Annotated in this window: 18 protein-coding genes and 1 pseudogene; 11 read left to right on the plus strand and 8 right to left on the minus strand. The window is 55.4% G+C overall.

Annotation, left to right across the window (positions count from 1 at the left end):
• Nucleotides 1-55 precede the first annotated feature (55 nt).
• The 4 genes and pseudogenes from WMW72_RS01165 to WMW72_RS01180 form a co-directional block, all read right to left on the minus strand.
• Entirely contained in the window at nucleotides 56-1,531 is a 1,476-nt protein-coding gene (locus WMW72_RS01165) for a rhamnulokinase (RefSeq protein ID WP_341413572.1), read from the minus strand.
• Between the two features lie 4 nt (nucleotides 1,532-1,535).
• Complete coding sequence (gene rhaA / locus WMW72_RS01170) at nucleotides 1,536-2,798, minus strand: L-rhamnose isomerase (protein WP_341413573.1); 1,263 nt, start codon at nucleotides 2,796-2,798, stop codon at nucleotides 1,536-1,538.
• Between the two features lie 25 nt (nucleotides 2,799-2,823).
• Complete coding sequence (locus WMW72_RS01175) at nucleotides 2,824-3,201, minus strand: sensory rhodopsin transducer (RefSeq protein WP_341413574.1); 378 nt, start codon at nucleotides 3,199-3,201, stop codon at nucleotides 2,824-2,826.
• 16 nt (nucleotides 3,202-3,217) lie between these two features.
• A pseudogene (locus tag WMW72_RS01180) lies at nucleotides 3,218-5,290 on the minus strand (bifunctional aldolase/short-chain dehydrogenase); the annotation flags it as partial.
• Between the two features lie 270 nt (nucleotides 5,291-5,560).
• Between WMW72_RS01180 and WMW72_RS01185 the strand changes: the two are divergent.
• Both WMW72_RS01185 and WMW72_RS01190 read left to right on the plus strand, forming a co-directional pair.
• Nucleotides 5,561-6,541, plus strand: a complete 981-nt coding sequence (locus tag WMW72_RS01185; protein ID WP_341413575.1) for an ABC transporter substrate-binding protein — start codon at nucleotides 5,561-5,563, stop codon at nucleotides 6,539-6,541.
• Nucleotides 6,542-6,597: 56 nt separating this feature from the next.
• Complete coding sequence (locus tag WMW72_RS01190) at nucleotides 6,598-8,187, plus strand: helix-turn-helix domain-containing protein (protein WP_341413576.1); 1,590 nt, start codon at nucleotides 6,598-6,600, stop codon at nucleotides 8,185-8,187.
• Between the two features lie 90 nt (nucleotides 8,188-8,277).
• Here WMW72_RS01190 and WMW72_RS01195 read toward each other — a convergent pair whose 3' ends face one another.
• Nucleotides 8,278-9,903, minus strand: a complete 1,626-nt coding sequence (locus WMW72_RS01195; RefSeq protein ID WP_341413577.1) for an MDR family MFS transporter — start codon at nucleotides 9,901-9,903, stop codon at nucleotides 8,278-8,280.
• A gap of 833 nt (nucleotides 9,904-10,736) precedes the next feature.
• Between WMW72_RS01195 and WMW72_RS01200 the strand changes: the two genes are divergently transcribed.
• Complete coding sequence (locus WMW72_RS01200) at nucleotides 10,737-10,976, plus strand: hypothetical protein (RefSeq protein ID WP_341413578.1); 240 nt, start codon at nucleotides 10,737-10,739, stop codon at nucleotides 10,974-10,976.
• A gap of 107 nt (nucleotides 10,977-11,083) precedes the next feature.
• Here WMW72_RS01200 and WMW72_RS01205 read toward each other — a convergent pair whose 3' ends face one another.
• On the minus strand, nucleotides 11,084-11,260 hold the full coding sequence (locus WMW72_RS01205) for a hypothetical protein (RefSeq protein WP_341413579.1): 177 nt from the start codon (nucleotides 11,258-11,260) through the stop codon (nucleotides 11,084-11,086).
• 264 nt (nucleotides 11,261-11,524) lie between these two features.
• Here WMW72_RS01205 and WMW72_RS01210 point away from each other — a divergent pair, with 264 nt between their 5' ends.
• The 8 genes from WMW72_RS01210 (at nucleotide 11,525) to WMW72_RS01245 (ending at nucleotide 20,771) form a co-directional block, all read left to right on the plus strand.
• Entirely contained in the window at nucleotides 11,525-13,048 is a 1,524-nt protein-coding gene (locus tag WMW72_RS01210) for a spore germination protein (RefSeq protein WP_341413580.1), read from the plus strand.
• Nucleotides 13,045-14,208 carry a Ger(x)C family spore germination protein gene (locus WMW72_RS01215; protein WP_341413581.1) on the plus strand — a complete coding sequence of 388 codons (1,164 nt, stop codon included), beginning with the start codon at nucleotides 13,045-13,047 and terminating at the stop codon, nucleotides 14,206-14,208. The genes WMW72_RS01210 and WMW72_RS01215 overlap by 4 nt, the downstream gene beginning before the upstream one ends.
• Before the next feature lie 61 nt (nucleotides 14,209-14,269).
• Entirely contained in the window at nucleotides 14,270-15,373 is a 1,104-nt protein-coding gene (locus WMW72_RS01220; RefSeq protein WP_341413582.1) for a GerAB/ArcD/ProY family transporter, read from the plus strand.
• A 330-nt stretch (nucleotides 15,374-15,703) separates the two neighbouring features.
• Nucleotides 15,704-16,813: an iron-containing alcohol dehydrogenase family protein gene (locus WMW72_RS01225; RefSeq protein WP_341413583.1), complete on the plus strand. Its 1,110-nt coding sequence runs from the start codon at nucleotides 15,704-15,706 to the stop codon at nucleotides 16,811-16,813.
• A gap of 32 nt (nucleotides 16,814-16,845) precedes the next feature.
• A complete protein-coding gene (locus WMW72_RS01230; protein ID WP_341413584.1) occupies nucleotides 16,846-17,922 on the plus strand; it encodes an ABC transporter substrate-binding protein in 1,077 nt (358 codons plus the stop codon).
• Between the two features lie 31 nt (nucleotides 17,923-17,953).
• The gene (gene ssuC / locus WMW72_RS01235; RefSeq protein WP_341414083.1) at nucleotides 17,954-18,730 is read left to right on the plus strand and encodes an aliphatic sulfonate ABC transporter permease SsuC; all 777 of its coding nucleotides are present in this window, start codon (nucleotides 17,954-17,956) and stop codon (nucleotides 18,728-18,730) included.
• A 25-nt stretch (nucleotides 18,731-18,755) separates the two neighbouring features.
• Nucleotides 18,756-19,532 (plus strand): ATP-binding cassette domain-containing protein, encoded by a 777-nt coding sequence (locus WMW72_RS01240; protein ID WP_341413585.1) that lies wholly within the window; start codon nucleotides 18,756-18,758, stop codon nucleotides 19,530-19,532.
• Between the two features lie 24 nt (nucleotides 19,533-19,556).
• A complete protein-coding gene (locus WMW72_RS01245) occupies nucleotides 19,557-20,771 on the plus strand; it encodes an aminotransferase-like domain-containing protein (protein ID WP_341413586.1) in 1,215 nt (404 codons plus the stop codon).
• A 124-nt stretch (nucleotides 20,772-20,895) separates the two neighbouring features.
• Here the strand turns inward: WMW72_RS01245 and htpG are convergent, their stop codons facing one another.
• On the minus strand, nucleotides 20,896-22,776 hold the full coding sequence (gene htpG, locus WMW72_RS01250) for a molecular chaperone HtpG (protein ID WP_341413587.1): 1,881 nt from the start codon (nucleotides 22,774-22,776) through the stop codon (nucleotides 20,896-20,898).
• 199 nt (nucleotides 22,777-22,975) lie between these two features.
• Nucleotides 22,976-24,208 carry an ABC transporter substrate-binding protein gene (locus WMW72_RS01255; protein ID WP_341413588.1) on the minus strand — a complete coding sequence of 411 codons (1,233 nt, stop codon included), beginning with the start codon at nucleotides 24,206-24,208 and terminating at the stop codon, nucleotides 22,976-22,978.
• Nucleotides 24,209-24,239: the final 31 nt, after the last annotated feature.

Here is a 24,239-nt window from a genome sequence, read left to right on the forward strand (position 1 = left end):
ATCTATCCTTATATATATCAGCCTTGTAGCTGGCTTTTTCCTATAGCTTCCTGACTCAGCCAAGCCCTGTCAGCGTCTTGAACCGGTCATACGCTTCCGCCCATGCGGTGCTGTTCTGAGGCTCATACGTCCGTACCGGGAACGAGTCGCGGATCGTACGGCGCGCTTCCCAAATATCCGCGAACACGCCCTGCGCGATCCACTGGACGGCCAGATTGCCGATGGCGCTGCCCTCGGCCGGGCCTGCCCAGACCGGCTTGCCGATCGCATTCGCCGACCACTGGCACAGCAGCTCGTTCTGAATCCCGCCTCCGACCATATGCAGACCGCCGAACTGCCGCCCGGACAAGCTCTCCGTCAGCTCCAGGACATAACGGTATTTTAACGCCAGACTCTCCAAAACACAACGGACAACCTCGCCCGGCTGTTCCGGGGGCTTCTGCCCGGTCCGGCTGCAGGAGTCGCGAACCCGTACACGCATATCCCCAGCCGCGAGGAATAGCGGATCGTCGGGATCGATCCAGGCGGAGAAGGCCGGCGCTTGATCCGCCAGCCGGACCAGCTGGGGGAACGAGTAGTCCAGTCCTTGGCGTTCCCACTCCCGCTTCAGCTCCTGTACAATCCATAAGCCCATGATGTTTTTAAGCAGACGGAAGGTCCCGCCCACGCCACCTTCATTGGTAAAGTTATAAGCGAGCGCCCGCTCGCCGAGCACCGGCACATCCACTTCGGTTCCCATCAGCGACCAGGTGCCGCAGCTCAGGTAAGCGAACGAGCGCTCCCGGGTCGGCACGGCGGCTACCGCAGAGCCGGTATCATGCTCGGCCACGGCGATCACCGGGATCGCGTCTACGCCGAGCTCCCCGCTCACCGAGCGGAGCAGGGAGCCTGCAGCTGTGCCTGGCTGAACGACCTGACCGAACCAGGCCGCCGGGAGACCCAGCCTGGCGAGCAGCTCCGCATCCCAGGCGCCCTGCAGCGGATTGTACAGCTGTGTCGTCGTCGCGTTCGAGAACTCGCTCAGCTTCTCGCCGGTCAGGAAGTAGCGCAGCAGATCGGGAATCATCAGGAATCGGTCTGCTTCGCGCAGCAGCGGAGAACCGGCGCGTTTCATGGCCGCAAGCTGGAACGCCGTATTGAACGGCAGAAACTGAATACCCGTGCGGGCGAACAGCTCCTCCCGGCCGATTTCTTCGGCGAATACCCGCTCCATCACGCCCTCCGTATGCCGGTCCCGGTAATGATACGGATTGGCGAGCAGCTCTCCATTGGCAGCGAGCAGGCCGAAGTCGACGGCCCACGAATCGATCCCGAGGCTTTGCAGCTCGATGCCGCGATGCTTCGTCTTGATCAAGCCCTGCTTGATCTCATGATACAAGCGAAGGATATCCCATTGCAGCCGGTCACCCACCTGCACGGGATCATTCGGGAAGCGGTGCAGCTCCTCCGTGACGATCGAACGGTCGGTGAGACGGCCGAGCAGCGCTCTCCCGCTGCTCGCGCCCAGATCATAGGCCAGAATCGTACTCAAGCCCTCACCCCCCGCGCTTCAGCAGAACATCTTGCTCGTAGGCCTTCACCTCGGCCAGCCACTGCTCGCGCACCGGCACGCCCTGCTTCTCGCAGTAATAGTCCCATACCGCTCCGAACGGGTAGGACTTGAACTCCTCCGTCAACGCGAGCCGGGTCGTATAATCGCCGCTCAGCTCGGCCTGCTTCAGCACCTCTATCGGCTCCAGCAGCGCGCGCAGCAGCGCCTTGATCGTGTTGCGCGTACCGATCACCCAGGCCGCTACACGGTTGATGCTCGCATCGAAGAAGTCGAGGCCGATATGTGTCTTAGCCAGCAAGTCACCCCGTACCAGCTCCCGGCCGATCTCCAGCAGCTCGTCGTCGAGCACGACTACATGGTCGCTATCCCAGCGCATCGGGCGGCTGACATGCAGCAGGATACCCTCGGCAAACAGGGACAGACTCGACAGCTTATTGGAGATGACCTCTGTCGGATGGAAATGTCCCGCATCCAGACAGATCAGCTTGTTATTCTGCAGGCCATAGCCCATGTAGAACTCGTGGGAACCGACCACATACGCTTCTGAGCCGAGGCCGAACAGCTTGCTTTCCACCGCATCCAGGTGATAAGCCGGGTTCAGCTCCTCTGCGAAGATTTCATCCAGAGACTCCTTGAGCCGTCTGCGCGGGGACAGCCGGTCCACCGGCACATCCTTGAAGCCGTCCGGAATCCACACATTGGTCACGCAGGCCTGGCCGAGCTGCTCCCCGAAGTAAGCACTGATGCGGCGCGACGCCTTGCAGTGGTCGATCCAGAATTGGCGGATATCTGCATTCGGGTGACTCAGCGTGAAGCCGTCGCTGGACTTCTCATGGGAGAACAGCGTCGGGTTGAAATCGAGGCCGAGCCCCTGCTCCTTGGCCCACTGCACCCATTTCTCGAAATGCCAGGGCTTCAGCTCATCGAGATCCACCTTCTCGTCCGTATCCGCATAAATCGCATGCAGGTTGACCTTATGCTTGCCGGGAATCAAAGAGAGCGCTCTCTCCAGATCGCTACGCAGCTCATCAGGCGTCCTGGCAGCCCCCGGGTAGTTGCCCGTGACAGAGATGCCGCCGGTCAGATCCTGATCGCGGAACAGAAAGCCGCGCACATCGTCCCCCTGCCAGCAGTGCATGGAAATCTTGATCTGCGCGAGCTGCTCGAGCGCCTGGTCGACGTCGATGCCATGACGGGCATACAGCTCCTTGGCTTCGTTATAACTTCTTTCGATAGTAGAAGACATATCGGATTCCCTCCACAATATAGGTTTAACGGACCGGATAAGCCATGACCGACATCAGCGCATTCTCAGCCTGGGTCGCATCCAGTCGGCTGTACTGCACGATCACCGGGATCTGGCTCTTCACCTCGATCGCGTAAGGAACGCCAGCCGGAGGTGGCATCCCCTCCTGGAGCAAGGTGGACGTGCGTATATGCTTCGTACGGCGGGCTTCGACGAGGTAAGGGATATCCTCTACAGGTTCCCTGTCTTCGAAGAAAATCGTGAATAATAGCTGCGCGTCCTCGGAGGACGTGTTCAGCACACAAACCGATTCATGACTGGTCAGCCCGCCGGAGCTTTTCTCAGGAATATAAGCATCCGGGATCACCCAGTAGGTTGCACCCTTGGCTTCATGTAGCGCCATCTTCGATTCCTCCTGGTTAGCGGGTAAATGCCGCCGGTACTCCGCCATCGATCGTCAGCATGCAGCCCGTCGTTTTCTCCGAACGGGAAGAAGCGAAGAAGGCGACGCCTTCGGCGATATCGCGCGGGAAGATATTCACGAGCAGGGTCGTACGCTTGCGGTAGTATTCCTCCAATTGATCCGGCTCGATGCCATAGGCGGCTGCACGCTCATTGCGCCAGTTGGAATTCCAGATCGCCGAGCCCTGCAGGATCGCATCCGGCAGCACCGTGTTCACGCGGATGCCGAATTCCCCGCCTTCGGCAGCGATGCAGCGGGCCAGATGGGCCTCCAGTGCCTTGGCCGCGCTGTAGGCAGACGCGTTCTTCCCCGCGTACACGGAATTCTTGGAGCCGATAAATACCATGCTGCCGCCGGTGGACTGCTCCTTCATCACCTTGAACGCCTCACGGGCGACAAGGAAGTAGCCCGTGCCGAGCACGTTCAGGTTCAGATTCCATTCCTTCAGACTCGTCTCGTCGAATGGGCTGGAGGTCGCAAGTCCGGCGTTGTTGACGATAATGTCTACCCCGCCGTAGGCGACAGCCGTCTCCGCATAGGCGGCAATCACAGCCTCTTCGCTCGTTACATCCATTTTAACGGCAATCGCACGGTTGTCGCCGAATTTGGCATTCAGCTCATCCGCCACCTTCTGCGCGCCCTCCAGATTGAGGTCGGCCAGGACGACATGCGCGCCTTCGGAGACGAGACGGCGGGCTGTTTCGCTGCCGATGCCCCCAGCACCGCCGGTGATGAACGCAATCTTGCGGGAGAACTCAGTCTCAGCCGGAGCCAGCGACAGCTTGTAGAGCTCAAGCGGCCAGTACTCTACATGATAAGACTCGTTCTCGCTAAGCGAGACGAACCGGCCGAGCGCCGTCGCACCGCGCATCACCGCGATTGCGCGATGGTACAGAGCGCCGCTGACCTGAGACATCGCCCAGCTCTTGCCCGTATTGACCATCCCCACGCCGGGGATCAGAATCACGCGTGGTGCAGCTTCGAACATGACGTCACCATCCTGCTTATTGCGGTCGAAGTAAGCCCGGTACTGCTCCTTGTATGCGGCGATGCCTGCCTTCAGCTTGGCCTTCAGCCCGCCGATATCCTCGGCGTTCGGCTCCCAGTCGATGAACAGCGGCACGACCTTCGTATGCACCAGATGGTCTGGGCAGGCGGCCCCGATCTGGGACAGCTCCGGCGAGTCCTGGCCGTTCACGAAGGCCAGCACATCGTCTGCGTCGTCGAAGGACAAGAGCATTTTCTTGGCGTCGCTGACCGCTCCGCGAATCACAGGCATCACGTCCGCCGCCACGCTGCGGCGGACGTCTAGAGACAACGAGGCGTACTTCGCGCCGCCGAACAGCTTCGCTTCATTCACCCGCGCTTCGATATATGCCTCCGCTTCCTTAATGATAGCGATCGTCTGTGCATAGCAGGCCTCCGAGGTCTCGCCCCACGTGACCAGCCCGTGCTTCTCCATCAGCACCAGCTCGGCTTGCGGATTGGCCAGGACGCCTTCGGCGATCATCTTCGACAGCGTAAATCCCGGACGAACATAGGGCACCCACACGAAGCGGTCGCCGAATATGTCCTTGGCCAGCTCCCGGCCGTTATCCGCGCAGCACAGGCTGATGATCGCGTCGGGATGCGTATGGTCCACATGCTTGAATGGCAGGAACGCATGCAGCAAGGTTTCGATGGACGCACGCGGATGCTTGGCATCGATCATGCAATGAGCCAGGTAGCCGACCATGTCCTCATCGGACATCTCTGGACGTTCGAATAGAGGGCGGATATCTTCCAGACGAAGCCCGGTGAAGTTGGAGGCCTTCATCGTCGCCAGATCCGACCCGCTTCCCTTGACGTACATCACTTCTACATCGCGCCCCCGGAAATCCTGCACCGTCGTCTTGGTCGACGTATTGCCTCCACCCCAGTTGCAAACTCTGCGATCGGAACCGATCAGGTTGGAACGGTACACCAGTTCATCCAATCCGCCATGAAGTGCTGAGGCTTTATCGTTTTCCCATAAGTTTCGAATCATGGTAAACCTCCGTTTTGTGTTTGGATTATTTTGTTTATATTTGTTTGTAGTTTAACACGTTTGTTTTTCTGTGTATATATCAAAAACAAAGACAAACAAAGGTATATTTGCATTTGGAAAGCCTCATGCTGAATAAATGGACTTCTGGCTTTCCGACAAGTCCATATTCGATATGGAATTCCATGCATCGATTCCCTATAATGATTGATAATGATTATCATTAATGAATAAAAGGGGATTTTGTTAATGTTTCGTTTACGTCTTAGACATTGTATGCCCGTTGCTCTTGTTACACTGATGACACTTCTATCCGCCTGCAGCGGTACCCAGCCCGCGGCTCCGTCCGCGCAGCCTTCCGCCTCCACGGCTCCTCCTGCCGCTCCTGCAGCCAAAGAAGAAGCAGCGACTCGTCTGTATAAAGACACACTCGGCCGGGAAGTATCCATTCCTACCCACCCCAAGCGCGTGATGACGACCCAATATTTACCGCAAATGCTGGCCGCCGGAATCAGGCCGATCGGCGCCTCCACCCATCTGCTTAAAAACTTTGCTTCGGTGCGGGATAAGATTCAAGGCATCGAAGATATCGGCGCCTCCAACAATCCGAATCTGGAGAAAATGCTGGAACTGAAGCCGGACTTGATCATTGTGCCTGAAGGCAAGTTAGAGGATATCGAGAAATTAAACAAGATCGCGCCTACGGTCGCCGTCAAGTGGGAAGGCAGCGAGCCGTTCAAGCAGCTGCGGGACGTCGCGGAAGTTCTGGGCCAGAAAGAGCAGGCCGAGCAATGGATTCAGGAATACAACAAGAAGGGCGAAGAAGCCAGACAGAAGCTCGCTTCCTTCGTCAAGCCGGGTGAAACGTTCGGTGCGGTCGTCATCGGCGGCTTCAAGAAAGGCCAGCTCAGGGTTTACGGCAATGGCAATGTAGGCTATACTTTATTCGAGACGCTGAAGTTCCCGATGACGGACGTCGTCAAGAAAGAATGGGATAAGGGCGGTAATGAGCTCGGGATGAACATTTCATTGGAGAAGCTGCCGGAATTTGCATCGGCAGACCGGTTGTTCGTCGTCCGCTTCGACAATGATCCTGAGTTTCTCAAAGAAGTCGAATCCAGCAGGCTCTGGAACAATCTGCCCGCTGTCAAAAACAATAAAGTGTACGTCGTCGCTGCGGATCTGTGGTTCACCTACGATGTCCTGTCGTTCGACGCCCAGCTCTCCGATGCTATCCAGCTATTAAGCAAACCATAGGTTCACATACAGGTGTACATTCAAACAAACAAGTTCTTCAATTTCGATTGAAGAACTTGTTTGTTTTGACGGAGGTCGTCATGGTTCCAATCGTGTATATATGGGCAGACTCGCTTCTTCTCTCCTGTGGGGGATTGTCCGACCTGACCGGGCAGACGTTAAGCCAGCATGCGCTGGTTGTCGTTGCTGAGGGCGAAGGCATACTCCGGGCGAACGGCCGGTCCTATGCGCTGAAGCCGGGTCTCTGCTTGGCGTTCGATCCGGATACGGACCTGCACATCAGCAACCGCTCGGCCGGCTGGCTGCAAGCCTTCCTGATCCGGTATGTGCCGGTTCAGGTTCCATCTGCCGCGCCGCCGGGGGCTCCCGGAGCAACGGGATTTCAGGCCGGAGAGGTGATTTCATCCTCCGCCAAGGCGGTTCAGCTTGCGCAATCCTTGTATGACAGCCGTGAGATTGATCGTGAGCTTCAAGAATACAGCAACCACGCCCTTTTCCAGGAACTGATACTTATCTTGATGAAAGCGCAAGCCGGGGGTAAGGAGCAACAGAGCATTCAGGCGGTGGAGAGATCCATCTCTCAGATGGAGGAATCCTCCACGCTCGACTATACGCTTGGACAACTGGCAGAGATGGCGGGGCTCTCGGCCCGGCATTACTCCCGGATCTTCCGCAAGCTGACCGGCCAGAGCCCGATCGATTATCTCATCGGTTTGCGAATGAAACGGGCCAAGGAGCTGCTCGCTGTATCCGATCATGCGGTCCATGCGGTCGCCAGCCATCTGGGCTTCCGCGATCCGTTCCACTTCAGCCGGACCTTCAAGCAGCAGACCGGCGCCTCGCCGCGGCTGTACGCCCAGCTTCAGAAAGAAAGAACGCGCCTCACTTCCCTCCAGTTCCTCGGGGAGATGCTCGCGCTGGGGATCAAACCGGTCGGAGCCCCGACCCAGCTGCTGCGTGGCCGATATCTCAGCAGCCATGCGGCGGGCATCGAGGAAATTGCGGAGACGGTCGTGACGCCCTATATGGACAGGCTTGCCGACTTGAAGCCTGATGCCATCGTCACCTTCAATGGCTATCACCTCTCGGAATACACCAAGATCGCACCTACGCTCGATATTCCGTGGAAGATGCCGTTTTTCGAACGATTCACCCTTATCGCGGATCTATTGGGTAAGAAGACAGCGGCCGAAGCCTGGATACACAGCTACCAAGGTGAAACCGAGGAAACAAAGGCTCAGCTTAGCCGGTATATGTCCCCCGAGCAAACTGTCTCCTTCTTCTGGATGCGTGGGCTTCCGGCTACCTTTCAGGTGTATTTTGATGTGGGCGTGCTGTACAGGGATCTGGGCTTCCAGGCGCCTCCGGCCGTAACCGCCGTGCAGAACCAGAAGGAACATCCGTTCAAGAGGGATATCCCTCTCAGTGAGCTGGCCCGGTATGCCGGTGACTATCTGTTCGTAGTCGTCTCCCTCGATGCACATTCGCAAGCGCAATTTGCAGCCCTCTCCGCCAGCCCGCAGTGGCAGCAGCTCAAAGCCGTGCGCAGCGGGAAGGTCTATCTGCTGACTGAGGACTGGCTGCGCGAGGACCCGCTGTCTATGCTCGGGCAGGTCCGGGATGCACTGAGACTGCTGCATGCTTGAACGGACCCGGCTGTCTTGCAGATAAGCAGATCACAGCAAAACCCCCTCTAGGCGTCAGCCTAAAGGGGGTTTTGCTGTTACAAAGGTTGATTATGCCTGCGACGGCGCAAGCTTGCCGTCTCCGTCCTCCGCCTTCTTCTCCTGCGGCTCGCTCATCTTATTCGAGGTACGCAGCGGAATCTCGCGCAGGAAGAAGGTCAGCAGCATCGCGATGACGAGCAGCGCCGCTCCCGCGAGAAATACGGTGGTCAGCGAGGCGCTCAGCGCATCGCGCAGCATGTCGATCATTTTGGCGAGAATCGGCTGAATCTGCTCCGGCAAGGTATGCTGCAGCTCCGCCAGCCTCGGCTGATCGAGCAGCATCTCCGGATTCTGGAAGGCTGCGAGCTTGGAAGCAACCGCCGGATCCAGCTTGGATATATCCACGCCCCCTCCTGAAGCGATAGTCGCCTTCAGGTTGCTGGTCAGCTGGGAGGTCATAATCGTCCCCATCACAGCAATACCAATTGTACCGCCCAAGTTACGGAACAGCTGGGAGGAAGCCGTCGCTACACCGAGCTCGGATGGTTCGGCGGCATTCTGCACGGTCAGCGAGAATACCGGCATCCCAAGTCCGAGACCGAAGCCGAAGATCAGCATGCTCAGGACAGCCATCCACACGCTGTTCATGTAAGCCATCATGATCATACTCAGCACCATGACCGGCATCCCGATCAGGGCGTAACGCTTGTATTTACCTGTTTTCGTAATCAGTCTCCCCGTGACCGCACTGACCACGACCATACTGAGGGACATCGGCATCGTCACATAACCGGAATACGTCGGAGCAATTCCTAATACCCCTTGCACGAAGAACGACAGGTAGATCAGCGCCCCCATCATCCCAGCGTTCATCAGGAACCCGATGACATTGGAGATCGTAATGATGCTGTTGCGGAATAACGATAACGGCAGTACTGGACTCTTCGCTCTCGACTCGACCCAGATGAAGATTGCCAAGAAGATAAGCGTCGCTGCGAACAGCCCGAGAATTTGCTGGGAGCCCCAGGCATACTTGGTTCCTGCCCAGGAGAAGCCGAGCAGCATCGGCACGATGGTCAAGGTCAGGAACAGCGACCCGGCATAGTCGATCTTCTCCGACGCCCGGCGCTCCACCTTAGGAAACAGAGCCATGATCAATACGAAAGCGATCAAGCCGATCGGCAGGAAAATCCAGAATACCCACTTCCAGCTCATATGGTCGACGATCCAGCCGCCCAAAGTTGGGCCAAGCACGCTGGAGAAGCCGAATACCGCCATCATCAGCCCGGTCCATTTGCCGCGCTCACGCGGCGGGAACAAATCTCCGACGGCGGTAAACGCACAGGACATAATAATCCCGGCCCCGACACCTTGAACTCCCCGATATGTGATCAGCTCGAAGATGTCCCGCGCAAACCCGCTCAAGAAAGCACCTATAATGAAAAAAACAATACCCGCCAATATAAACGGCTTGCGCCCGTAAATATCGGATAGCTTCCCGACAAGCACCGTAGCAATCGTCGAGGTCAGCATGTAGATCGTGATGACCCATGTGTAATAATCCATGCCGCCCAGAATCGCGATAATGCGCGGCATCGCCGTACTCACGATCGTCTGGTTGATCGCGGCGAAGAACATCGCGGCTATAATCGCCACCATGATCGTCAGCTTGCGCTGCTGAGTTAAATGCTCCACTTCTACCTTCTCCTTGTCTCTGCATGTTTTGGACTTGATGAATTCATTTCATACTATAATATTTTAAAAGTAAACAATTAAACTATACAATAAGTATGTGTGATCCGTCAAATCAATGACAAAATAGACCAAATGATTCGCAACAGGAAAAGGACTCCTTGCGGAGTCCTTCCCGGCGGTGACACTGGTTTTGGTCTACTGCGATTGTTACCTGATTGAATCTCGGGTATTCCAACATGGACGATGCAGTACAGGTACTACAGGAACGTCTCTGCGGCACATCCCCTCGCTTCGCTTAGGATTCGATCACGCATTCCTCTGCCTTGGTATTGCTCGTTAGATCGCCCAACGGAACCACACCTCTCTCGTTCACCGCCTGAAAGTAGTATGATCCGTTTGCCTCTTTCCTATACATCCCGATTTAAAATTAGGTAAATAACGAACGGGAGAACGGGTACTTGGGCCGACGGCCAGCCCGTTAGACCGGTTTACCTTCAAGCTTAATGAGGAAAATATTCACTACTTTCGCTTCATGAAGGGGTGTGCCGGATACTTTACAATTAGTAACGGAAAACCAAGATTCTCCGAAGGAGTGAACAAGTATAGTGAAATCGTCTCTCTGGCGAACTCTCCTCGTACTCGCGTGCTGCATATTCGTCATTCAGCCTCTCGCCTTAGCCGAATCGGAATCCTCATCGTCCTCTTCTGTCGGCACCCCCAAACTATGGCAGCAGGAATACTGGTTCAACAGCTATTGGGGCTATCATCTAGGCTATTCTTCGTTCGATAATCGTACTGAGTTTTATGCTGGCGGACCTCAAGGTGAAAGCTGGATGGTCAGCATCGACGGCGATCGCTTCCGCTTGCGCGACTGGAATCATGTGAAGCCCACCATCTATACCAAGGTGCTTAACTACCAAACCTTGAACGGCGCGAATACCGAAATATCTACAGCGATTATCGACAAGGACGGGCGTCTGTACGATACCAAGAATCAAAGCCTGGGTATCTTAACCGTTCGATATTCCGGCAATCTCCAGATCACGACCGATGTGTCTTTTTCCAGAAACTAATCCCTCCAGCAAAGCGAACAGCCCCCGATGATGCTCGGGGGCTGTTCGCTTTGCTGGGTTGGCTGTTCGTAGGATTCCGCAAGTCTCTTTCGGCAAGGCTAGAAGAACTACTTGGCTCCGCCATTCTTTTTTCGTTTCTTCGACTCATCCATTTCGATGATGTGGGCTGGCTTCAGTTCTAAATTTTCGAATAGCGCTGTCATGCTTTTCATCTTTGCGAGCGCTTCATCCTCCCGAAGAGGACCGTACAGGACTTTGCCCTTGTAGCAGATGTTGAATTTCATCAGGCAGCACTCTCCATAACTTAGATCTTTATAGGTCTATAGTATCATATAGATTGACTCTAATGGCAAGTACTGTCTTCAAAATTATAAAAAATTGAGTCTCAAATCCTATTTTTTTGATTTAAAAGTAAATCTTACTTTCATTTCAAAACGTTTGTGGAATCCCGCTTCCATCACCAAGGAAGGCTTTCCATCCTGCGAAGTATAGTTGTCAGGTAAGAAAGGAATAATTAGGTGGACTAAGTACGGGAGAGGAGAACGCTGATGTTCCGCTGGCTGCTGAGAAGCAAATACCGATCTAAGCCGTCATCCCGCCCTGCCAGGGTCGGGCCGCCGCCGCCTCCTGTCGCGGACCCGTTGTCCTATATTCGCCAGGAATTAAAAGGAAGCATGGACGTCAAATTCCGGCATATTGCGGCAGGGTCCGGCATTCCTTGTACCATGGTCTATATCGAGTCCATTATCGACGGTCAAGCTCTGCAGGAATATGTGATCACCCCTTTGATCGAATGGCCTTCTGCCGCTTCAAGTCAGGAGCTGCTGTCTTCGCTGGGCGCGCAGGCGCTGCCCACACTTCAGACCCGATTGACGACCGATATGGGACAGGCGGTCAATGCCCTGCTGAAGGGAGCCGGGGTACTTATTGTAGACAAGGAGCATACGGTCTGTCTGTTTCCGTTAACCTCTTACAGCCAGCGCGCAGTTACAGAATCCCAGAATGAAATGGTTATCGTCGGTCCGCAGGAAGCTTTCGTCGAAAACCTGAATACGAACTTGTCGCTGCTGCGGCACAAAGTCAAGCATCCCAGCTTCAAGACCCTCGAATATATGATCGGCACTTATACGCAAACTCGCACTTGCGTTTTTTATATGGAAGGGCTTTGCGATCCACAGGTACTGAAAGAAGTCACGAACAAGCTCGAGCAGATCCGTATGGATGGCGTCCTGGGTGTGAGTTATATCGGCGAGCATCTGGATACATGCCCCAAGTCTCCGTTCCCGACCGCTCAGTATACCGAGCGTCCCGACACACTGGCGGCCTCGCTGCTGGAAGGACGTATCGGGGTTATGGTAGAAGGGACGCCCCAGACTCTGATTGTTCCCGTCACCTTCTTCTCCCTGATGCAATCGCCCGAGGACTATTTCCAGGGGTCACTCGCAGCAACCTGGATCCGGTGGGTCCGTTTTTTCTTTGTTGTCGTCTCGTTCCTGCTGCCTTCGATTTATATTGCGATTACGACTTTCCATCCGGAGATGATTCCTTCGAACCTGCTCGTAACGATCAGCGCGGCCAGGGAAAGCATTCCTTTTCCCGCTCTTGCGGAGGTAATCATCATGGAGCTGACCTTCGAGGCACTCAGAGAAGCAGGCATCCGGATTCCCCGGCCCTTGGGGCAGACCGTCTCGATCATCGGCGCTATCGTGATCGGACAGGCTGCCGTACAGGCAGGGATCGTATCGGCCCCGACGGTCATCGTCGTGTCGATCACCGGGATCGCTTCGTTTATTATTCCACACTTCGAGCTGGGGCTTGCCTTCAGGCTGCTGCGCTTTCCCTTGCTGCTGCTCGGAGGGACGATTGGCCTGCTTGGGATCATTACAGGACTATGCATCATGTTCTTCCATCTGGTAACCGTTCATTCCTTTGGCGTTCCCTATATGCATCCGCTGGCTCCTCTCGTATTCAAGGACTGGAAGGATGTATTCATCCGTGCGCGGTGGACGAACTTGCAGGGGAAGCCGGATGCTTTCGCCCCCAGGCGAAAGGACGGGCAGGATACGGCATGAACCCATTCGTAAAAAGCAGCCTTCTACTGATGCTATGCGCGCTCCTGAGCGGTTGCTGGTCCAAAATCGAAATTAACGACCGGAACTTCATTACGAGCGCCTACGTGGACCTATCCGACAGACCAGGAGAAATCGAGCTAACGGTCATGTCCCCCCTTCCCAACCGGCTGGGCCTGACCGGACAAACCCAGAATGGGGGGAAGGGCCGCCCCTTTGCAACCGTCACCAAATCAGGTAAAACATTGCCTGAGGCCTTCCAGAATATCCAGTCGGATATGACCCGCAAGCTGACTTGGGGCCAGACAAGAGCCGTGGTCGTCAGCCAGGCCTACGCCGAACGGGGGATCAATGAACTGCTGGAATGGGCGGCCCGTCGTACTTATTTTCCTCTCAAGACCTTTTTGTTTATAGCGCCAGGCAAAGCCAAAGACTTTACGAATTTAACGCCGATCTTCGAACAGACGCCTTCGGAAATTCTGCGGGAATTTGCCAATCAGCACACGCTGTTGGATACGCAAATTAAGGATGTGCTCTTTGCGATCAACGCCAAGCAGGGGACAGCCATTACGCTCTTAAGCTTAAAATCCTCATCGCTGGTCAGTGAAGGCGGCAAGAAAGGAAGCTGGGCCGGAATAGGCGGAGCCGCGCTGATGGATAAGGACAAGATGGTAGGCACACTTCCACACGAGGATGCGGTCATGATCGCCTGGGCTCTCGGCTCGCTGGAAAATCCTTATTTTTCTTTCCAGATGGATGAAGGAAACTTCAGCTTCGCCTTCTATCGGCTGAAAACCCGGATCCAGCCCCGTGTGCAGGATGGACGTATTTCCTACCGCATTTCGCTGGCGGCGCAAGCGGGATTGGAGCAGTCGAAAGGACCGGCCAACCTGAATGAAGCAGGCATTATCCGGCGGCTGGAGCAGCAGATGAATGCCAAGATCGCAGCCGATATGCGGACTGCCCTGCGTAAAACCCAAAAAGCAGGAGCGGATGTCCTGCAGCTCGGCTCCTATCTCGACTGGTACTATCCGAAGACCTGGGAGCAAGTCAAGGAGCGCTGGCCCCAGGTCTATGCCGGAGAGGTAAAATTCGATGTCGACGTGTCGATAACCTTCAAGCGCTACAATTCGGAAAGCACGCCATTCTGGACAACGGGATAAATCCGCTAGCCAAGCGTGCAGCATCAGCCAAGCAAGCTGTCAACCAGGGAGGAGGTGCATCATGAAAACCTACAGCTTATCGCAATTATCCAGGCTTTGGATGACTTTTCTGATCGCATCTCCCCTTACTTTCCTGCTTGGCGGCCTGTTTGTGTCCGGCCGTTTTCTCGGATGGATCGTTATTCCGGCCGCGTTAGTGCTGAGCCTGATTCTGGTGTATGGAGCCCATTCTCTTGGCTCAGCCCATCCCGGAGAGTCCTGGGAGCAATACGGCGCAGCTATTGTAGGCAAGTGGATTCACCAGTTGTTCATCCTGATCATCGCCATGTACTGCCTGTCACTCGCCGCTATCTGCACAACCAAATATACGGTTCTAATGGGCTCCATGTATTTGCCGAACACACCGGACACACTGATTCTGGCCATCTGTATATTCTGTATTCTGCTGGTAGCCAGATCAGGCATCCGGACCCTTGTATTCATGTCCGACGGCTTCTTTCTTCTCGTCTTCGGCGCCAGTATCCTCATGCTCCCCTTTATGGCCGTTAGCGCCAAGATGGAGATGAGCCGGGCTCTGGTCACTCATTGGGACAGCGTCACTTTCCTCAAATCTACGCTGTATGTCGGCGCGTGGTTCAGCGAAATTTTTCTGACCCTTTTGCTGTTTCCCTACTTTCCGGCCCATGGCAAAAGGATGCGTTATCTGACACTCGCTGTTGCGGGCTCCGGGCTGCTTTTGCTGGCATACTGGTTTGTCATTCTGTTTGTATTCGGACCTGATCTGGCCGCGCATTTGCGGTTTCCGCTTATCGAGGTGATCCGGCTCATTTCACTTGGAGATATTATGGAGAACCTGGATCCGGTAGCCATCTCCATCTGGTCCTCCTCCCTGTTGATCAAGGGGTCCCTGCTGCTGTTTCTTGCGGCAAGGCTTGTGTCGCAGCAGTTGCAGTTGACCACCCACAGGCCGCTAACGCTTGGGCTGGCCCCTTTCATATTCGCGGGGTCCTACCTGCTGCTCCAACATCCGGAGATACTCGACCGCATGCTGCTAACCATGTCCACCGCCTTGATCGTATTGGGCATGGCGATGATTCCCTACCTATACCTCGCCATCTATAAAATACGGCACCGGAAGCCTTCGCCTTCTTCCGACCCAACGTAGAAAATATCTGATGAGCTTCATTCAGTCGGCATTACGGGTATGATGTACGGGGGCGGGCCGCTCAGCGTCTGAACCCGCTTTCCTTGCATTGTATAGAAAAGGCCGAATTCAAGGGTCAGGAAAACCCTTGAATTCGGCCTTTTTTTGCTTCATCGCCGCCGGATGGGGCACACTCAGGTGCTAGACATACACTTGATCAATAGAAACCATTAATTTTTGGATAGAAAAATCAAATTAGACGTTCCATCGGCGCAATGCTAGTATTTAAACCATATTCACACTTAACATATTGGAATAATGTAAATTAAGGTTAAGGAGCGAGGCTAACCTATGATCTCCATTAAAGCCCCTGAGCAATATTGGAATGAACCCGATCTTTTGTTAAAAAGCGGTGCATTGATTGCCCCTCTCGGGCAGAGGGCTTTCCTTATCGCCGGCGATAAAGCTCTGAACGCCGTCCATCCCACTTTGCTTGAAAGCTTGGACCAAGCTGGGATTGCTTACGAAATTGCACCGTTCGGCGGAAAAGTCACTCTGCCGGAAATCGAAGAGTATACTGCCAAAGCTTCCGTCTACCAGGCTGAGATCATCATCGGCGTTGGCGGCGGCAAGGTTCTAGATCTTACTAAGGCCATCGGCGACAAGCTCCGTCTCCCCGTCGTTTCCGTGCCGACGGTAGCGGCAACCTGCGCTTCCTGGGCGGCAGTTTCCATCCTTTACGACGATCTAGGGCGCTCGTCCGGGTATCAGCCCAATCGGCGCTCCCCTGCCCTAGTGCTGGCTGATACGCGTGTGCTCGCTTCCGCGCCCAAGCGATATTTGGCCTCGGGGATCGGCGATACCATTGTGAAATGGTATGAAACCGTTGTAAACCTAAGCGACGATCCCGACGGGCTGGATATCCGAATCGCAACTCAGACTGCGAAGCTAGCGCTTGAAAGACTGCGTCTCCATGCTTTGCAAGCCTATGAAGCAGCCGGTACCGGACAAGTGACGCATGCGCTGACGGAGACGATTGATTCGGTTATCGTGCTTGCAGGACTTGCCGGCACGATTCAAGGCTCCACATCTCGTGCGGCCATCGCCCATGCCATCCACAACAGCCTTACCTTTCTCCCCCAGACTGCTGGAACGCTCCACGGAGAGAAGGTGGCCTTCGGACTGCTCACCCAGGTGGTCCTTGAATCACGAGCAGAAGAAGAAATCCGCGAGCTGGCCCTATGGCTCCATAAACTGAACCTCCCCATTACGCTGGAAGCGCTGGGCATCTTCCAAGACCCGGCCTCCGCTGCGCTTGAAATCGCCAAAGGCGTCCAACTGAGAGATGGCGCGACGAAAAGCTTATCGTTCGAGGTGAGCGAATCCCTGCTGGCCGAGGCTATTCAGCGAGCCGACGGATGGGGTCGCCGCATCATTGAGGCAGGCTACGCAGCCATTTAACCACTACTACATACTGAAGGGGCGTTACGAGCATGTTCAGATTCAGAAAGCTTGCCGTGCAAACGGTTATTTCCTTGTTTGTCATCATGCTTGCTGCCGGATGCAGCAGTAAGCCGGCCCCCCAAGAAGCAGCGAAGTCTGAGAAGCCAGCTTCCGCCCCGGCGTCAGGAACTGCTGCCTCTTCCTCCCCCGATCTCAGCAAAGTCACGTTGCGCGTCGGGCAGACCGGCTGGAGCAGCTGGGAATTAGGCTTTAAAGAAGCGGGCCTCAGCGATACTCCTTACAAAGTGCAGTACAGCGTATTCCAGGGCGGCAACCTGCAGCTCGAAGCCATGGCCGCTAACAACCTGGATCTGGGATCTACCAGCGAAATCCCCCCTATCTTCGCTTCTCTCGCAGCCAACGGAGGGAACTTCAAGATCATCGCTTCCTTCGAATCGACAACGCTGAATCAAGAGCTCGTCGTCCCCAAAGGCTCGCCCATCAAGAGCGTAGCGGATCTGAAAGGGAAAAAGGTGGCTTATGTGAACGCCACAACAGCGCACTACTTCCTGGTCAAAATGCTGCAGTCGGCCGGCTTGTCTTGGACAGACATTGATGCTGTGTCCTTATCGACATCAGACGGCTTAAGCGCACTGCTCGGCGGCAAAGTCGACGCCTTGGCGAGCTACGGCAACGCCATCATTTCCGCTCGCCAGAACGGAGCCACCCAGCTCGCCAGCGCCAAAGATATCTTATCGGGCAACTTCTTGTATGCATCAACACCTGAAGCGATCAACGACCCTGCCAAGCACGCCGCGATCGTGGATTTCTTATCTCGCTTGGACAAATTTTACGCATGGACCCGCAATAATCAACAGAAGTGGGCCGAGATTACGGCTACCAATACGAAGCAGCCTGTCGAGCAAGCGCTCGATACCTTGAAGAAAGGGGAAGCTCAGCGTCCCTCCAAGCTCTCCTCCAACTACGAGAAAGCGATCGCCTCCCAGCAGGACGTTGCCGATACGTTAGCCGGCGTAGGACTTCTCAAGAACAAAATCGACGTCAGCAGCACGTGGAGCAAAGCCTTTGAAGAAGAACTGAAAAAAATAACGTCATCCTCCAAATAAAAGATTGAAAGGAGCGTAATTGCCCTTGAAATTGTCAAAGGCCAAGCGCCGATTTCATCAAGTGGCCCCCTGGATTCTGCCTGTCGTGATCCTGCTCGCCTGGCATCTGCTCACCTCTACCGGGCTGCTTCCGGCCAATGTGCTGCCCCAGCCGCTCCAGGTACTGAGTGTCCTGGTCAGCCTGGTGAAATCTGGCGAGCTGTTCGTCCATATCGGGATTAGCGCCCAGCGGGCTTTGAGCGGATTTCTGATTGGCGGGGGCATCGGGTTCCTGTTCGGATTGATCAACGGCTTCTGGCGCACGGCCGAGCGACTATCGGACTCGTCCATCCAAATGGTGCGCACCATCCCCCATCTCTCCTTAATCCCGCTGGTCATCATCTGGTTCGGTATCGAAGAACCCGCCAAGCTGGTACTCGTCGGTCTAGGGGTGTTCTTCCCGGTTTATCTCAATACCTTCCACGGCATCCGGTCCATTGATCCGGGATTAATCGAGATGGGGAAAGTGTACGGACTGAGCAACGTTTCGCTTTACCTGCATATCATCCTGCCGGGAGCGCTCCCTTCTATTCTCGTGGGCGTCCGCTACGCCCTCGGCATCATGTGGCTGACGCTGATCGTCGCCGAAACCGTGGCCGCCAAGTCGGGACTTGGGTACATGGCTATGCATGCCCGGGAATTTTTCCAGATGGACGTCATCGTCCTGAGCATCTTGATCTACGCGCTGCTGGGCAAGCTGTCGGACAGCTCCGCCAAGCTTCTGGAAAGATGGTGGCTGCAGTGGAATCCGAATTATTCGTCACGATAACGAACGAAAAGAGGTGACAAACGGCATGCATCAGTCGAAACCGGGCTCGCACATCCATATCCGAAATGTTTCCAAGTCTTTCGATCAACAGCCGGTATTATCGGACATCAACGTGACGATTGAACCCGGAGAATTTGTCGCGATCGTAGGCCAGAGCGGCTGCGGGAAAAGCACGCTGCTCCGCTTGATCGCGGGGCTGGACCAGCCTTCGACCGGCTTCCTGTCCCTGGATAACCAGACGACGGACACCATGCATCAGGATACGCGGTTCCTGTTCCAGGAGGCCCGGCTTCTGCCGTGGAAAAGAGTGCTCGATAACGTGCGCATAGGCGCGGCCGGCAAGGATCGTGCAAGCGCGGCGGAAGCTCTGGCCATGGTCGGACTCGCTGAACGCGGAGGCGATTGGCCGAGAGTGCTCTCCGGCGGGCAGAAGCAGCGGGTTTCCCTGGCTCGGGCGCTCGTTAGCCGTCCGCGTCTCCTGCTGCTGGACGAACCGCTTGGCGCCTTGGACGCTTTAACTCGAATCGAGATGCAGCAGTTGATCGAGCAGTTGTGGCTGAAGCATGGCTTCACCGTCATTCTGGTCACCCATGACGTCAGCGAGGCTGTCGCCTTGGCGGATCGGGTGCTGCTGATCGAGCAAGGAAACATCGCTTTGGATATCTCTATTACCTTAGCGCGTCCCAGGGAGAGAGATTCCGGCTTCGCCCACTTTGAGAGTTTAATTCTGAATCGGGTGCTCAAGAAGAATCCGCGAGACGCAGAGCTTGCACAAGCCAAGAAATTATCTTATTCCATCTAACTCTATGAAAAGCAGGTGAATCCGATGACTTCACGTTTAGAGCCATTTTCCTTTGCCCGACGAATTCCCTCCACGCCCTCCATCGGGAGCTCAACGGTAACCAAGCCGGATCATATTCATCTCTCCTTCGGCTTCGCCGCTCCGCATTTGTTCCCGATAGAACAGCTGTCCGCCTCAGCAGCCGACGCCGTCACCCAGCATGGCAGGAAAGCCTTGCAATATTCCGGCGCTCCCGGTCCCGGCAAAATTCTGCAGTGGATTCAGGAGCGGTCCCTGGTCCACGGTATCCGCGCGGACTTGAATCAAATTCTGGTCACGTACGGCTCGACGCAGGGCATCGATCTGGCAACCCGAATTTTAGTCGATCCCGGGGATCATGTCTGGGTCGAGTCGCCTTCCTTCTTCAGCGCGCTTCAATCGTTTCGCGCAGCCGAAGCGGTCGTCACTTCTTTCCCCATCGATGAGGACGGGGTTCGTGTTGATCTGATCGAGAACGCTCTGGTCGAGGCCAAGCGGGACGGGCGGCCGATCCCTAAGCTGCTCTACACGATGCCGACCTACCATAATCCGGGAGGGGTAACGCTATCCATCGAGCGGCGGAAGCGATTGGTGCAGCTCGCCGAAGCATACAACTTCTTTATTCTGGAGGATGACGCCTACTCAGAGCTGAATTTTACGGGAAACCAGTATCCGCCCCTCTACACCTTGTTTCCCGAAAGAGTCATCTATCTCAATACCTTCTCCAAAATTATCGGACCCGGTCTGCGTCTGGGCTGGGTGATCGCGGATCAGCAGGTGATCCAGAAAGTGAGATTGCTGAATTTGGGCGGCAGCATCGGCGTATTTACGCAGGAAATATTGGCACAGCTCATCGATAACTTCGCTTTCCAGAACCATGTGGACGCTCTGAGCGCGCACTACCGCAAGCAGCGAGATGTTATGGCTGAAGCCCTTCGTGAACATTTCGGGGAGCATGTATCGTTTCATTTGCCGGAAGGAGGCTTCTACATCTGGCTTCGATTCGCCGATCATGTGAACACGAGCGAATGGGTGCAGGATGCCGCGAGCCGAGGCGTAAGCTTCGTGGAAGGAAAGAGCTTCTTCGCGGACCCGGAAGGCTACCATTATGCGAGGCTGTGCTTCAGTTATGTGAGCGAAGAGCAAATTGTAAGAGGCGTCAAGCTGCTGGCGGACAGTTATTTTTCGTACATCGGTCGCGAAGCGGTACGCTCAAGCTAAAACAAAGCTTTGAAGTGAAACAAAGAAACCGTCTCCTGGTTCCTGATCGGATGCGATCCTGTCATTGGCCAAGAAACGGTTTCTTTGTGTCGCTAGGGTTATATGCGGGTACGCCTAAGCTAGACTACACCATGATTTTGCAAATATCGTTCGTGAATTCGACCGGATCTTGCAGCGGCAAGCCTTCGATCAGCAGCGCCTGGTTGTACAGCAGCGCCGTGTACAGGTTCAGCTTTTCCTTGTCCGTCTCGAATGCCGCCTGCAGCGATTTGAACACGTCATGCTGGACGTTGATTTCTAAGACCTTGTCGGCCTTTACATTCGGGTTGTTCGGCATCGCGTTCAAGATTTTCTCCATCTCGATCGTAACCTCGCCCTCGGTGGACAAGCAGACCGGATGCGATCTTAGACGCTTGGAGGCACGAACGCCTGTAACCTTATCGCCAAGCAGACTCTTCATATGCTCGAAGAGCTCCTTGTCGGCTTCCTTCGCAGACTCGTCCTTGTCTGCAGACTCCTCAGGCTCGATACCCAGGTCGCCGCTCGATACGGAACGGAATTCCTTGTCCTTGTACTTCGTGATCATCTTGATCGCGAACTCGTCGATATCGTCGGTGAAGTACAGGATCTCGAAGCCCTTCTCCGCCACCAGCTCGGTTTGCGGCAGCTTCTCGATGCGCTCGTTGGACGGACCGGAAGCGTAGTAGATATACTTCTGATCCTCTGGCATGCGGGACACGTACTCGTCCAGTGAGACCAGTTTCTTCTCCTTGGAGGAATGGAACAGCAGCAGATCCTGCAGCACGTCCTTGTGGGTGCCGTAGTCGCTGTACACGCCGAACTTCAGCTGGCGGCCGAAGGCGCCGTAGAACTGCTCGTACTTCTCGCGCTCGTCCTTCAGCAGGCTTTGCAGCTGGCCCTTGATCTTGCTCTCGATGTTCTTAGCGATCAGCTTCAGCTGGCGGTCATGCTGGAGCATCTCGCGGGAGATATTGAGCGACAAGCTCTCGGAATCAACCATCCCTTTGACGAAGCTGAAGTAATCTGGGAGCAGGTCGGAACATTTGTCCATGATCAGGACGCCGTTCGCATACAGCTCCAGGCCCTTCTCGAACTCCTTGGTGTAGTAATCGAATGGCGTGCTGCCCGGTATGTACAGAATCGCCTGGTAGACGACCGCACCGTCCGCACTGATATGAATATGCTTGATCGGCTTGTCGAAGCCGTAATGTTTCTCTTGGTAAAAGTTCTCGTAATCCTCAGCCGTCAGCTCACTCTTGTTCTTGCGCCAGATCGGCACCATGCTGTTGACGAGCTGCTCCTCGCGGTATTCCTCGAACTCGCCCTCGCTGCCTTCCTTCGGCCGGCTGCCGGATACGTCCATCTTGATCGGATAACGGATGAAGTCCGAGTACTTCTTGATGATCGAACGGAGGCGGTACTCTTCCAGGAACTCATCGTAATTGTCGTCTTCCGTATTGTCCTTGATTTGCAGGGTAATCTCCGTACCGACGGAATCCTTCTCAGCCGGTTCGATCGTATAACCGTCCGCACCGGTCGATTCCCACTTGTAGGCGGTATCGCTGCCCAGAGCCTTACTGACCACCGTGACGACATCCGCGACCATGAAGGCCGAGTAGAAGCCGACGCCGAATTGCCCGATAATATCGTGGCCGTCCTTGGACTCATTTTCTTTCTTGAATGCAAGCGAGCCGCTCTTGGCGATGACCCCGAGGTTATTCTCGAGTTCTTCCTTCGTCATCCCGATCCCCGTATCGCGGAGCGTCAGCGTTCTGTTCGCCTTGTCGGCATTCACTTTAATATAGTAGCTGTCCTTCTCGAAAACCAGGTTGTCGTCGGTCAGCGCTTTGTAGTAAATTTTGTCGATCGCGTCGCTCGCATTGGAAATCAGCTCTCTGAGGAAAATTTCCCTTTGCGTGTAGATGGAGTTGATCATCATTTCCAATAGTCGTTTGGATTCAGCCTGAAACTGCTTTTTTTCCACTCCGGATCTCTCCCCTTTCATAAATGAAGCGTCAACCTGTCGTTAGCACTCTCAACATCCGAGTGCTACTCACTTTTTTATAACATTCCTCATTTTCGATGTCAAGGCGGAATAGGAACAAGCGGGGAAATCTACAAAAAGACCGCTGCCTCCCCAAGGAAGCAGCGGTCTAATTCAAGGTAAGGCTTCCCCTGGCTAGCTATGGAGATTCCATCAGCTGCCCGATCTCCATCCCTTCCTGAAGCTCGAGCAGGCGCTGCCACAAAGCCTGGTCATAAGGAGACGCAGGACGGACGTGCCCCTGCTCTCCTCCCCGGAGCAGAAGCGGAAGCACGGCTCGGAAAGCCGATGCCTGCTGAAGCTCCGTACCGGCCAGCACCGACCTGCGGGCCGGTGCATAGCCGGATTCCAGGCTTAACGCGACCGACGATGCCGGCTCTGCTGCATATCGCAGGAAGGAAAGCGCGCGGTTCTCCTGCTCCGGGTCGGACTTGAACAGCATCAGCCCGGTCCCTCCCGGGCTGTACGCCGGCTGCCGCCCGTCCTCCGTGTACGGAAGCTCTCGCACGCCCAGCTCGAATCTCTCGGCAATCAGCTTCATGTAGCTCATATATTTATCGGAGAAGCTGAGCAGCACAGCTCCCTGACCTTGAACGAACTGTCCCGCAGCTCTCTGATGCGTCAGCGGAGGAATAAGCGCATGCGTTCGGACGGCGCTCATCCACAGAGGCGCATCCTGCGGCTTGAGCGGCCCCTCTGGACCGCCTGTATGCGCCTCTCCCGCACGATCCAGCAAGCCCGGGTGCATCGCCAGCAGGTAGGCAGGCGTCCGGGCGTCCGTATGGAAGCCCCAGATCGAGCCACTGGTCTGATGAACCTTGTCCATCAGCTGCCGGCTCTTCGTCCACAGTTCTTCCCAAGTCAGCTCTCCACCCAGCGCGAACCGGTTGGAGGAAAGCAAGCTCTGATTATAATAAAGCACCGGCAGGCTGAAGCCGACCGGCATCGCCCAGTACTGGCTCTCCATCTGAAACCGGGACGCAATCCCCGGCAGGAAGTCATCCCTGAGCCTCTCCGGCAGCCTGTCCGTCAGCTCGGCTATATGCCCACGTTCCACGAAGGACGCGATTCCGAAGTCTGCGCCGATCTCCGCGAGATCGGGAGGGGTGCCGGCCGAGTCGGCGGCGGATAGCTCATGCAGCAGCACATCCGGATTCGCGAACAGCCGGACCTTCACGCTCACATCGGCATGTTCGCGTTGAAATTGTTCCGCAAGCGTGTAGAACGCGGAGGTACTCGCCCATAATTCGACCGTGGGACGGGAAGGGGATTGACGGACCAGATAGAAGTTCTGCGTGCTTAACCGAACCCAGTAAGCGGACAGGCCGACAAGCGCGATCAAGCTGAGAAGCATGGCCTGTCTTCGATTCATCGTGCATCCCTCCCCTCTCAGGCGGTCTTCC

The sequence above is a fragment of the Paenibacillus filicis genome, from assembly GCF_038070315.1.
GTDB lineage: Bacteria > Bacillota > Bacilli > Paenibacillales > NBRC-103111 > Paenibacillus_G > Paenibacillus_G filicis.

Coding starts and splice junctions, on each gene's coding strand:
- rhaA (WP_341413573.1), bottom strand. CDS start 2,798: ATGTCTTCTACTATCGAAAGAAGTTATAACGAAGCCAAGGAGCTGTAT.
- WMW72_RS01175 (WP_341413574.1), bottom strand. CDS start 3,201: ATGGCGCTACATGAAGCCAAGGGTGCAACCTACTGGGTGATCCCGGAT.
- WMW72_RS01185 (WP_341413575.1), top strand. CDS start 5,561: ATGCCCGTTGCTCTTGTTACACTGATGACACTTCTATCCGCCTGCAGC.
- WMW72_RS01200 (WP_341413578.1), top strand. CDS start 10,737: ATGGTCAGCATCGACGGCGATCGCTTCCGCTTGCGCGACTGGAATCAT.
- WMW72_RS01205 (WP_341413579.1), bottom strand. CDS start 11,260: ATGAAATTCAACATCTGCTACAAGGGCAAAGTCCTGTACGGTCCTCTT.
- WMW72_RS01210 (WP_341413580.1), top strand. CDS start 11,525: ATGTTCCGCTGGCTGCTGAGAAGCAAATACCGATCTAAGCCGTCATCC.
- WMW72_RS01215 (WP_341413581.1), top strand. CDS start 13,045: ATGAACCCATTCGTAAAAAGCAGCCTTCTACTGATGCTATGCGCGCTC.
- WMW72_RS01220 (WP_341413582.1), top strand. CDS start 14,270: ATGAAAACCTACAGCTTATCGCAATTATCCAGGCTTTGGATGACTTTT.
- WMW72_RS01225 (WP_341413583.1), top strand. CDS start 15,704: ATGATCTCCATTAAAGCCCCTGAGCAATATTGGAATGAACCCGATCTT.
- WMW72_RS01230 (WP_341413584.1), top strand. CDS start 16,846: ATGTTCAGATTCAGAAAGCTTGCCGTGCAAACGGTTATTTCCTTGTTT.
- WMW72_RS01240 (WP_341413585.1), top strand. CDS start 18,756: ATGCATCAGTCGAAACCGGGCTCGCACATCCATATCCGAAATGTTTCC.
- WMW72_RS01245 (WP_341413586.1), top strand. CDS start 19,557: ATGACTTCACGTTTAGAGCCATTTTCCTTTGCCCGACGAATTCCCTCC.
- WMW72_RS01255 (WP_341413588.1), bottom strand. CDS start 24,208: ATGAATCGAAGACAGGCCATGCTTCTCAGCTTGATCGCGCTTGTCGGC.